Raw genomic sequence first — 11,922 nt, 5'->3', positions numbered from 1 at the left:
CGGGGTGCCCCCGCGGGGGTGTCGGTTGACACCGGGGGGGTCTCACCGGACACCGGCTCGTGGGGTCCGCGGGGCAGTTAGCGGACGATGGATCGCACGGCGGGGAGGGCGTCGGAGACCACGAGGTGTCCGGCTTCCTCACCGATGCCCATCACGACCGCCAGGAGCAGGGTGCCGAGTCCGGTGTAGGCCCATCGGCGTCGGCGGGGGCGGACACTGACCGGCTCGGGTCGGTCGTGGCAGCATGGGCGTGGTTCGTCGGTGGGCATTTTTTGGTCCCCATCTGTCGGATCGGTGTGAATGGCGGCTCCCGGCTGCAACCGGGGGCCGTCGCCTTTTTCGGCGGCGGCCCGCTGAACCACACACCGCAGACTAGCCACACCAACGACGGTCCACGCGCGCCGAGTTGGGCGAGCAGCGGGCTTCTGACCTGCACTGACGAAGCGGTCGGTGTCGCGAGTGCTCGTGGTGCGACGCGGCGTCCGACAGGGTTCACGGCACCCGCGCCGGTGCCGCCGCCGGCGCCGCCGGTACTGCCGTCAATCGCCGCCGGTACCGCTGACGCTGTTGGCGGCAATGTGGGCGGCACCGCCAATCGCGCCGCTGTCGCCGTCGTCGAGCGGCGCCACGCCGCCGCATCGCCGCCGGTATCGCCGGTGCCGCTGACACTCCGGCGCGGCGGGGCGGCACACGGCCGACGGCGAACTCACGGTGCCGACAGACGACCTGCGTCTCCATCGTGCTGACGCCCGTCGGACGATGCCGCTACCGCCGCCGGTGCGCGGTCGACGCCGACCGCCCGCGAACGATCGCCGTCGGCGATCGTCGACGGCCGCTGACGGGCGCCAGCGCCACCGTCAGCGATCCGCGCCGACCTCGACCCGGCGGACGTGGAGCCGTAGGACGCGCCGTCACGCGCGACGCCGTGACGGTCCCGACGATCGCGGTCCACACGTCCGCCGGCGTCCATCCCCCGAGTGTGCAACACACCGGACCGTCCCGCGCGGCGACCACGGCGACGTCACGTCATGAAAACGGACGTTTTTGCACCGAAGACGCGGGGCCGTGGCGAACGCTTTCCGCGCGCCCCGACCGGTGGGCGTCCCGCGTCAGGTCCGGCCCGACCCCCCTGGACATGGCCTTCGTCTACGACGCCCCGCGCTCGATCGAGGCATGGGCAACAGCCCTGGTCCCGCCCGCCGACGCCTAGAACCCGCCCACCGAGGCGACGTCGCGCGTACCGGCGCGTCGATGAACGCGGATACCTGCGCCGCGACTTCGACCGAACCCGACACGAAAACGGTGCGCGTCCGGCCGGGCCGGGTCAGCTCGGGAAGACGTCCTGCCACTCGGTCACGACCTGCGCGATCCGCGACGACGCGCCGGCCGCCGCGGTGATCGATGCCAGGGCGGCGCGGGCCCGGTTCAGCCTTCGGGGTTCGTCGGGCACGGCCGCGGCCTCCGCGACGTCGGCGACATGGTCGAGCAGTTGCGCGCGTACCTCGTCGGTGAGGTTCGGATCCTCCTGGACCGCCGCGCTGAGTTCGCTCACGGCGTCCGCGGTCCGCGCGTCCCCACGATCGATGATTCCCGCCATGGTCGAGTTGATGATCCGCAACGACTCGGCCGTGTTGATGACCCCGACGTTTCCGTTGACGACGATCCCGTCGAGCTTCTTCCCCTGGCCCGATCGATCCGCGTATTCCGGCATGCGCTTCAACACCTCCAGTAGATAGTTCATGGAAAAGGCCATGCACACGAGGTGGAGCTGGGCCCGGAGGCGGGGATCGGCCGTGCGCTCGTCCCATGTCGTCACCGACTCGAACCATTCGATCGTGGCCTTCCGGAATCGCGCGGGCACCTCGCCGGTGAGGAATCCCTCAAGGAGCCATGCCCCGAACTCGGTCTCCTGTGTACCGATCAGTGACGGGTCGACGGACAGGGCTTCGAATCGACGGCTCTGCCGCGTGAGGAAGTCCGTGATCTGTTCGGCGATGGTCGACGCCACCACGTCGTGTTTGAAAATCGCGTACTCGGGAGGCTGTAGGCGTGGCCTCGGAGGCTGCTTCAGGAACGTCGCGAGTCTGTCATTGGCCGAGGCGAGTTCCGCCTGAAGGTTCGGCAGGTGCTTCTCCCATTGCCCGGCATGCAACACCGGTTGGCCGGGTTCGAAGGCCAGGGCAGGGGAGTAGACGTCCCTGATGATGCCCTCGGTACGACGCACGACGGCGTCCAGTCGATCCGCCGCGTCCCGATCGAAAGGACGCACCAGTGTGCGTCGCGCGTCCGCCCACGCGTGGATGCGCACGACGCAGGGCATCGTCCCCAAAGTCGGTCGTGAGCCGTGTTGGACGGGACCCCAATCGTGCGGAGGGTACATGTCCTGGAAACGAAAGCTTCCTCGGTCGAAGCCTTTGACGACGAGTGCCCGCAGGCACGCCGCGAGCGACTCGCCCTCCTTCGAGGTCATCTCGACGAGCCCCAGGGCGATCCGTTCGAAGACCCCGTGGGCCTGCTTCGCATCGGGTATGGCCACGACGAAGTCGGAGGAGACACGGACGCGAACGGTGCGCAGGCGCTCCAGCGCGGGGCTCGCCGATGCCACCTCGGAGGCCGGTCCGGGGCGGTACTCGCCGATCTTCGCGTGGTCCGGAATCCCGAAGCGACGCTTCGTCCAATCCGCGACCTGGGCATTCGCCCTTTCGTCTTCGATCGCCGCTGCGGCACGCGCCTGCTCGGCCTGCTTCTTGCCCTTGGCTTTCCGCCGGTCCGGCTCCGACTTGTCCCAGAGGAATACCCCGCCGGCGATGACACTGCCCCAGATGAACAGGTTGCCGAGCCCTTCATCCGTCGAACCCAGGACGACCAGCGCGACACACCAGAGAATCGCTACGACGCAACCGTTCTCCTTCATGTGCCCCCCGGTACACGGTTGATGGGCTCCGACGACATCGTGGCACGTGTCGACCCATCAGGGGCACCACTCGCCTCGATCGACCGGGCCCTCGCACGCCGACGAGCCGTCCACGACGGTGTTCTCGTCCCGGCCACGAGGACGTACCCGGTGCCTCCGGCCGAGGAGGCAACTGTCAGGGCGACCCGAAGCTCGACGAGGGCCTGACCGAGGCGCTGGGCGTACGCGGTGGTCCCGAACTCCTTCCTGTGACGCATCATGAGCACGTTCAGGTGCTCGTAGGAGGGTTCGGGATTGCCGGCCACGGCGTACAGCGCAGCCTTCACCTCTTCGGGAAGGTCGGCGGCTCGACCGACCTGGGGGTTGATGCGGCTCGCGGCGAGGTGGATCTCCTCGTACACCGCGCGCGGCACGATCTCCCACGGCTGAGCCTGCGTCTCGCCGCCCGCGCCCCCGACGGCCGGCGTCTGCGGCGGAAGGGTCAACAGCATGTCGTGGGGCGCGTTGTCGGGCACAGGGGTGTCCGCCGGCGGGGCGACGACGTACGGTTCACCGGGCACACCCCGCGACATCGATCGTCGGCTACGCACACTGGCCTTACCGCGCGCAGCGGCGAATACCGCGGGCTCCGAATACATGCCGGTTACCAGCTATCCGAGCCGACCTGGATCTTGCGGACGTCGAGCCGTAGGGCGCACCGTCACAGCCTCCCACTGCTCGGGACGTCGCTCCCGGGTGACCTGTTCGAGCGCCGGACGCTCACGCCTGTTCGAGCCTGGACCGCGGTAACCACCCGGCGGGTGGCCGTCATTGCCGTGCTACGTGGACAGCGCCCGTTCCAGGCCGACTCGCACCGCTGCGATCAACGGATGACCGGGGCTGAGGACCCGCTCGGCGTCGGCGAGGGTGCGTTCGTACAAGGGGATCGCCCTTCCCGGATCGCCTGCCGACCGGTACGCGCCGGCGAGGTTGTTGCGCGAGGTCAGGGTGCCGGGGTGGTCGATGCCCAATACCCGCTCCCGCTCCGCGAGATTGCGTTCGTACAGCGGAATCGCCCGCCCAAGTTCCCCCGCCGACCGGTAGGCGCCGGCGAGGTTGTTGCGGGAGTTCAGCGTGTCGGGGTGGTCGATGCCCAGTACCCGCTCGAAGTCGGCGAGGGTGCGTTCGTGCAGGGGGATCGCCCTCCCCGGATCCCCCGCCGACGTGTATGCGAGCGCGAGGTTGTTGCGGGAGTTCAGCGTGTCGGGGTGGTCGGTGCCCAACACCCGCTCCCGCTCCGCGAGGGTGCGCTCGTGCAGCGGAATCGCCCGCCCGAGATCCCCCGCCGACGCGTAGGCCCGCGCGAGGTCGTCGTTGGAGATCAGCGTGTCGGGGTGGTCGGTGCCCAATACCCGCTCCCGCTCCGCGAGGGTGCGTTCGTGCAGGGGGATCGCCCGCCCCGGATCCCCCGCCGACGCGTACGCCCGCGCGAGGTTGTTGCGGGAGTTCAACGTGTTGGGATGGTCGACGCCCAACACCCGCTCGAAGTCGGCGAGGGCGCGTTCGTGCACCGGGATTGCCCGCCCCAGGTCCCCCGCCGACGCGTACCCGAACGCGAGGTTGTTGCGGGAGTTCAGCGTGTCGGGGTGGTCGATGCCCAACACCCGCTCTCGCTCCGCGAGGGTGCGTTCGTACAGCGGGATCGCCCGGCCCAGGTCCCCTGCCGACGCGTACGCGAGCGCGAGGTTGTTGCGGGAGTTCAGCGTGTCGGGGTGGTCGGTGCCCAGTATCCGCTCCCGCTCCGCGAGGGTGCGTTCCTGCAGGGGGATCGCCCGCCCCGGATCCCCCGCCGACCGGTACGCGCCGGCGAGGTTGTTGCGCGAGGTCAGGGTGTCGGGGTGGTCGATGCCCAACACCCGCTCCCGCTCCGCGAGGGTGCGTTCGTACAGCGGGATGGCCCGCCCCAAATCCCCCACCGACTCGTAGGCGTGCGCAACATTGTGACGGGCAGTCAGTGTCAGGGCGTTGTCGGTACCCAGCACCCGCTCGAAGTCGGCGAGGGTGCGTTCGTGCAGGGGGATTGCTCGCCCCGGATCCCCCGCCGACTCGTATGCGGCCGCGAGGTTGCCGCGGGAGATCAGGGTGTCGGGGTGGTCGGCACCCAACACCCGTTCGGAGTCGGCGAGGGTGCGTTCGTACAAGGGGATCGCCCGCCCGAGATCTCCCGCCGACTCGTACGCGCCGGCGAGGTTGTTGCGGGAGTCCAGCGTGTCGGGGTGGTCGGCCCCCGACGCCCGCTCGCGGGCGGTCACGGCGCGTTGGAGGCCGAGGATGGCGGGGGCGAGTGCGCCTTGCCACTGTCGGTAGCTGGCCGCGCGGTCGAGGGCACGGGCGGTGTGGGCGGTGTCGTGGTCGGGGGCGTGCCGGCGGGTGAGGGCGTCGACGTGCGGGAGGAGGGTTCGGCAGGTGGACAGGTTCGCGGGGTGTTTGACGTCGGTGGGGAAGGCGATGGCGAGGAGTGCGGCGGCGCTGTCGCGGGCGTGGGCGATGTCGTCGGATCGGCGGTGGGGGTCGTCGGGGTCGGGGGTGCGGGCGTGGGTCTGGACGAGGCGGTGGACGGTCAGGGTGCCGTCTCGGTTGTCGGTGATCATGCTGTAGGCGACGAGTCGGCCGATCGCGGCGGTGAGTTCGGGTGGTCCGGCGAGGGCGTCGAGGAGGTCGCGGGGGATGTTTTCGGGGGCGTACCAGGCCAGGATCCGCAGCAGCTCTGCGGCGAGGGGGGTGTCGGCGAGGCGGTCCAGGGTCAGGTTCCAGATGCGGGCGACGGTGCGTCGGGAGTCACCGCCCGTGGGGGCGGCGGCGAACATCGCGGCGGGCCATCGGTCGAGCATGTCGAGGTAGGCGAGCGGTGCGGTGCCGGTCTCCGCGCAGTACGCGGCGGCCTGTTCCACCGCCAGCGCCAGGTGCCCGAGTTCCGCGCACACCGCGGCGGCCCCGTCGACCTCGCGCGGCCCTTGGTGGGTGAGGATCCGGGTGAACAGGTCGAGGGCATCGGCCGATTCCAGAACGCCCAGTCGGATGGTGGTGGCGTGGCGGTGCCAGCCGGTCGCGCGACGGGTGGTGACCAGGACCCGGCCCCGTCCCGCGACCCGGTCGAGCAGCGGGTCGATGTGGGCGGGGTCCTCGACGTTGTCCAGCACGAGCAGCCAGTCATCGTGCCCGGCGAGCCACGCGAAGGCGCGCTGAGTCTGCAACTCGGCGGGCAACCCGACCAGCCCGGGGTGCAGGGCCCGCGCGAGCGCGCTCAATCCCGCGTCGACCTTCGTCGGATCCTCGGCGGTGATCCACCACCGCACCTGCTCGCCCCGGTGCGCGGCCCAGTGTGCGGCGAGCGCGGACTTGCCGACCCCGCCCAGCCCGTGCACCGCGTGCACGACAACCTCACCGGCTCGGGCGAACGCCGCCTCCAGCGCGCCCAGTTCGCCGGCGCGGCCCACGAACGGCACGACGCGGCGAATGTTCGACACCCCCGCACGAGCGGCGACTTCGGGGATCGGCGCGTACGCCTCCGGCGGCAGCGCGAACTCGGCACGGATCGCCACCGGGTTGACCAGGTCGCGCCCCGCCGCGTTGGACCCCGCCGTCGCCGAGACACCCGGCGCCGCAGTGGGAGCGTCGGCGGCCCGCCTGCGGCGGCGCCACCGTGTCACGGGCCGCGGTGCGCGGTCGGATCGGTCATGTCCCCGCCTGCGGCGTTCGACCCACCCGACGCGAACACACCCGACCCCGCAACCGCGGGCGGGCCCGAAGCGGAACCGGTGTCACGGGCCGAGGGATTGCGCATGTCCCCACCCGCCGCGTTCGACCCGCCATCCGCAAACACCGTCGTCGACCCGGAACGCAGCAACGCCGCCACCGACACCCACGTCGACGCGATACCCACCACCGCCCCCACCACACTGCCCACCGCGGCCGCCGTGTCGAGATCGGCAACCACCGGCATCACGACCAACCCGACCGCCGCCACCACACCGACGACCGCCACAACCACCAGACACGCCTTCCGCCAACCCGTCACACACCCATCGTCGGACCACAGGCATGATCAAGTCTCGGGAACGAGCGGCGACACGGGCAAGGAACGGGTCGGGCCGGGTCTCCGGCGGTGCGACAGGGACATCGACCGGGCGACCGTCGTGCGGCGACACGACGGACCGGCAAGCGGGCAGCGCCAGACGCCGTGTCGGCACGACCCGGCGCGTTCGACGGCAGCCCAGACGTCGACATCACCGATGCGCGCCAGCGCAGCCGGCTGCGGAGCACGGGCGGCGCGGGCGCGGATCGACATGTCAGGCAGACGTCGTCGCGACCCGATCCGGCCCAAGCGCCACCATCCCGACCGTGATGAGCCGACCTCTCATCCGAATACCGCGTGGTCCGAATACGTACCTGTTACCAGCTATCCGAGCCGACCTGGATCCGACGGACCTGGAGCCGTAGGACGCGCTGGCACCACCGCCTCCTACGAACCGAAAACCGGCCGATCACGTCCGCGTCCGCAGGAGTGTGGTCGGCGCGGGCGTCGAATCGTGGCGCCCCGGCGTCCGGTGCGTCCGGCATTTGGCGATTACGCGGTGAGGAGCCGGCGTCCACGATCATCGAGCACGCTTCACTCGGGTACGGAGAAGGCCACGTACAGCGGTGTCGCCAGTACGGTGCGCGCGCCGCCCGACGTGGTGTCCACATGCAGGCAACGTGCGAGCGTGGTCATCGGCTGCCAACCGGACTGGAGCGTGCGTGTCAACCACTCGTACTCGGAGCTCAGGATTCTTGTTCTGTAGTCGTCCTCCGTCAGGAACTCGACATGTTCCTCGGGTTCCACGGTTCCCTGCCGCTCCAGATCCACGATCTTTCGCAGCATGGCTCGCGTCCCCATCAGGCTGGAAGCGGCCTCTCGCCGGTAGTCGGGGACGGGGTGTCGTGTCGGCCGATCGAGCAGGTATTCGGCGGAGCCACCGAGCGCGAATCGAATTCCGAATGTCTCGCCGACGAAGATCACGCCGTCGACACCCGACTCCGGGAGGCAGAAGACCATGGGAACGCCGCGAAGCCGGAACCAATGGCCGGCCCGCAGTGCGTCGTCGTCGACATCCTTTACGCCGTGCTCTCGATTCAGCGCGTTCTCGACCTCGGACACGAGCCCGATCACGTCCTCAGCCCGCTCGCCCGCGCCGGCCGCAGTCTTCCACCAGGGGAACGGACCCTCGTCCGCATCGGAGGTGCCCTCCACCCGGGCCCGAACGGCCGGGCCCAGGGTTCGCGCGATGCGGCCGACCTTGCGTGCGGATACGTAGACGTAGTCGCGGACTTGCGAATCGACGATCCCTGCGGGGGTCGGGGTTCCCACGGCGGCCACGATGTTCGCCTTCAGCACGCGATAGGCGAGGTGGTCGGCGGAGTCCGGTCGGATGATCGAGAAGTGGTCGCCCGGCAGGACGCCGGTGTCGGGGAACACGCCGCGGGCGGACGCCGGTGTGACCACGTTGTCCTGGTCGCCCGCGTAGGCGCACATCTTCACCGGGCACTGGTCGGAGGCGACCGAGTCGGCGTGGACCACCCGGTTGAGGACCACGCGTTGGGCCTCGTGGACGGCGTCGTCCAGCGGGCGCAGTGCCCGCTCCTGCGGGTGCGCCAGGAACCCCCGTGCGGTGACTCGTCGCAGGGTCTGGAAGAGCTGGGAACCGGAGTTGGGGCAGGCGAACATCACCACGCGTGCGATCCGCGCGAGATCTTCGCCCCGCGCGTGCATGACCGTCCGGGCGAGGTGTCGTTGGACGATCAGCCCGCCCTGGCTGTGCGACACGAGGATCACGCGGGAATGGTGGAGCGTGCCGAGGAAGGTGCCCAGGCCGTCCGCCAGCGTGTCGAAGTCGGGGATGCGTTTCAGTGGGCTGTAACGAAGCCTCGGCGACGGGTACTCGAAATCGAACGGGTCGATCCCGGCGAGGTCCGGATCGGCCTCGATCAGGCTGCGGAACGCGCCCCACGTGCGGGCCGACGAGAACAACCCGTGAACGAACACGACCGCGACCCGCTCCACGCACACCGCCCGGATCCCTCGGCAACGGAGACCGAGACTACCGGCTCCGTGCCGCCCGTTCGGGTGAAACAAAGGCGACGACGTACGATTCACCGGGCACACCCCGCGACATCGATCGTCGGCTACGCCCTCTGGCCTCACCGCGCACAGCGGCGAATACCGCGGACTCCGAATACATGCCTGTTGCCGGCTGTACCGGCGCCGGTACCGGCGGCGACCGGCGGCTGTACCGGCGATCGTCGTCGGTGTCGGGGCGGCGTGATGGCGGCACCGCGTCGCCGGCGTTGGCGCCTGTCGTCGTCAACGGGCCGTTGTCGACGGCGCCGCACCGTCGTCGACGGGTCCCGGCGACCGTCCCCGGCCCGTTAACGCAGTCCTTTACGCCCCTCTTTGACCACCCACAAAAGATCTTGAAAAGTTTTTCCGCCCGGTGCTCAAAGGGGAGATATAGGGCCAGTTCGCCTCTCCCTTCCGACGCGTCGACCACTTGGGTTCGAACACTCCGGTGCGCGGGAGGGCTTCGACCGGCGTAGCCAGTATCGGGTCCGTCGGGACCGTGATCGTCATGGACGGCCGCTACCACCCGGTCCCGCACCTCACGCCGGGGTCAGTGGTGGGTGATCCACCACACGATCCAGGTGCCCGCGGCGGTGCCCGTGCCGGTGGCCAGGCCGCGCGCGGTGCTTGCGGCGAGGGATCGGGCGGCGCGCACCAGGCGGTCTCGGCGCGCGGGGGTGGGGCCGCCGGTGGGCCGGTCGTCGTTCACGGTGTGCTCCCCGAGTGGGTGCGAACCCCGGGCGGGTTCGTGTCGCCCCATCGAGCGCCCACGGACGTTTTTCCGGCGACCGCCCCCGGGCCGGGCGTCCGTCTCTAGGCTGCTGGGTCCGGGGAGGCGGGATTTCCGGTGGGCGTCCGGTCCGGATCCGGATCCGGACGGCGGGAGGGTCGGGTACGTGGCAGGTGACACCGAGGACAAGACAGCGAAACTGGCCCGGTCACTACGGCGGTTGTGGGAGCGGGCCGGATCACCCACGTACGCGAGAATCGTCCGCCAGGGCGCCGGCCGGGAGCCCTCGGTGGCGTTGAGCACCACCTCGCTCGGCGACTGGTTCAAAGGAAGCGTCGTGCCGGCCGACCCCGGCCGGTTCGCGTTCCTGGTGACCTGGCTCGAACACGAGGCCCACCGGCGCGACAACGCCCACGTTCCGACACCGGTCGCGGCCTGGGAGCGCCTGCGCGGCGAGGCGGTGCGCGAACGCCGCCCCGCCGGACGACCCCACACACCCCGTCGCGGCGAACCCGCCCACGGTGGGGGCGGTTTCGTCGGGCGGCCGGTCCGCGAGTTCACGGATCCGTTCGCGTTGGAGGTGCACCGCGCGATCGACGCCCCCGAACACACGCGGTCCGGGTTGCCGGTGCTGCCGGTGTTGCCGGTGTATGTGCCCCGCGACCACGACCGGGTGCTGCGCGAGGCGGTCGAGCGCGCGGTCGGCGGGGAGAGCGTGATGGTCACGTTGGTGGCCGGGTCCTCCACCGGCAAGACCCGCGCCTGCTGGGAAGCCTTGCAGGGCGTGCCGGACGGGTGGCGGTTGTGGCATCCGCTGCACCCGAGCCCGGCCGAGGCCGCAGTGGCCGGCCTGTCGCGGGTGGGGCCGCGCACGGTGGTCTGGCTCAACGAGGCCCAGACCTACCTCGAACCCGCGGCTGTCGGGCAGCGGATCGCCACCGGCCTGCGCGAGCTGCTCGACGATCCGGGGCGCGGGCCGGTCCTGGTTCTGGCGACGCTGTGGCCGGACCCCTTCTGGAGTGCCCTCACCACCAGACCCCCCGTAGGCGACCCGGACCCGCACGCGCAGGCACGCGCCCTGCTCACCGGCACCGATCTGTCCGTGCCCGACGCGTTCACCGGCACCGATCTGAAGGCGGTGCGTGCCCGGGTGGGTGAGGACCCGCGGCTGGCGAACGCCCTCGCGAGCGGGGACGACGGGCGCGTCACCCAGTATCTGGCGGGCGCGCTCGCGCTGCTCAAACGCTACGAACTCGCCCCGCCCGGCGGACGGTCGGTGATCGAGGCGGCCATGGACGCCCGCCGCCTCGGCCACGGACCCGTCCTACGCCAGGCGTTCCTCGAGGACGCCGCCGACGCCTACCTCACCGACCACGAATCCGACGCCCTCACCGACGACTGGTTCGAACAAGCCCTCGCCTACGCCACCAACGTCCCCAGCGTCCACGGCGCGGTTGCGCCCCTGACCCGCATCCGACCCCGACGACGCACCCACAACCCGCCCTCGGCCGGCGGTCCGACCTACCGCCTCGCCGACTACCTCGAACAACACGCCCGCCACACCCGCGGCGCCCAGTGCCCCCGCGCCTCCTTCTGGACCGCCGCCCACGACCACGCACACACCACCGACGACACCCTCAACCTCGCCCAAGCCGCACTCGAAAGACTCCGACTGCGTCACGCCGAACGCCTGTTCCGCAAAGCGGCGAACACCCGCGACCCACACGTGCCGGCCGAGCTGGCCGGGCTGCGGGAGCAGGCGGGCGACCACGACGGCGCCGAACACTTGGCCCGCGAAGCCGCCGACACCGGACATCCCTCCGCGCTGACGCGGCTGGCCAAGATGCGGAAGAAGGCGGGCGACCACGAGGACGCCGAACGCCTGTACCGCGAAGCCGCCGACGCCGGAAACACCAAAGCGCTGATGGAGCTGGCCAAGCTGCGGGAAAGAGCGGGCGACCACGACGGCGCCGAACACCTCTACCGCGAAGCCGCCGACGCCGGACACCCCTCCGCGCTGACGCGGCTGGCCAAGATGCGGAAGAAGGCGGGCGACCACGACGGCGCCGAACACCTCTACCGCGAAGCCGCCGACGCCGGACACCCCTTCGCGCTGGCCGAGCTGGCCGAGATGCGGGAGGA

8 protein-coding genes are annotated in these 11,922 nt (G+C 70.8%); 1 reads left to right on the top strand and 7 read right to left on the bottom strand.

What is annotated here, in order from left to right; all coding sequences use genetic code 11:
- Positions 1 to 77: 77 nt before the first annotated feature.
- The 7 genes from ACFXMF_RS43655 to ACFXMF_RS43625 all read right to left on the bottom strand — a co-directional run bounded on the left by ACFXMF_RS43655 (position 78) and on the right by ACFXMF_RS43625 (position 9,759).
- A complete protein-coding gene (locus ACFXMF_RS43655; protein WP_380021167.1) occupies positions 78 to 269 on the bottom strand; it encodes a hypothetical protein in 192 nt (63 codons plus the stop codon).
- 1,055 nt (positions 270 to 1,324) lie between these two features.
- The gene (locus ACFXMF_RS43650) at positions 1,325 to 2,914 is read right to left on the bottom strand and encodes a hypothetical protein (RefSeq protein ID WP_379991783.1); all 1,590 of its coding nucleotides are present in this window, start codon (positions 2,912 to 2,914) and stop codon (positions 1,325 to 1,327) included.
- Positions 2,911 to 3,315 (bottom strand): hypothetical protein, encoded by a 405-nt coding sequence (locus tag ACFXMF_RS43645; protein WP_379991784.1) that lies wholly within the window; start codon positions 3,313 to 3,315, stop codon positions 2,911 to 2,913. Before ACFXMF_RS43645 ends, ACFXMF_RS43650 begins: the two co-directional genes overlap by 4 nt.
- Positions 3,316 to 3,732: 417 nt before the next feature.
- Positions 3,733 to 6,603, bottom strand: a complete 2,871-nt coding sequence (gene fxsT, locus ACFXMF_RS43640; protein WP_380017680.1) for an FxSxx-COOH system tetratricopeptide repeat protein — start codon at positions 6,601 to 6,603, stop codon at positions 3,733 to 3,735.
- On the bottom strand, positions 6,600 to 6,923 hold the full coding sequence (locus tag ACFXMF_RS43635; RefSeq protein ID WP_379991786.1) for a hypothetical protein: 324 nt from the start codon (positions 6,921 to 6,923) through the stop codon (positions 6,600 to 6,602). Before ACFXMF_RS43635 ends, fxsT begins: the two co-directional genes overlap by 4 nt.
- A gap of 639 nt (positions 6,924 to 7,562) precedes the next feature.
- On the bottom strand, positions 7,563 to 8,975 hold the full coding sequence (locus ACFXMF_RS43630; protein WP_379991787.1) for an SAVMC3_10250 family protein: 1,413 nt from the start codon (positions 8,973 to 8,975) through the stop codon (positions 7,563 to 7,565).
- 625 nt (positions 8,976 to 9,600) lie between these two features.
- The gene (locus ACFXMF_RS43625; RefSeq protein WP_379991788.1) at positions 9,601 to 9,759 is read right to left on the bottom strand and encodes a hypothetical protein; all 159 of its coding nucleotides are present in this window, start codon (positions 9,757 to 9,759) and stop codon (positions 9,601 to 9,603) included.
- A 187-nt stretch (positions 9,760 to 9,946) separates the two neighbouring features.
- Here ACFXMF_RS43625 and ACFXMF_RS43620 point away from each other — a divergent pair.
- A partial coding sequence (locus tag ACFXMF_RS43620; RefSeq protein ID WP_380021165.1) for a tetratricopeptide repeat protein occupies positions 9,947 to 11,922 on the top strand: 1,976 nt, incomplete at its 3' end.

Source organism: Embleya sp. NPDC059213, assembly GCF_042754445.1.
Lineage (GTDB): Bacteria > Actinomycetota > Actinomycetes > Streptomycetales > Streptomycetaceae > Embleya.
The sequence above is the reverse complement of the archived record's forward strand: the minus strand, read 5'-3'. Positions and strand labels throughout refer to the sequence as shown.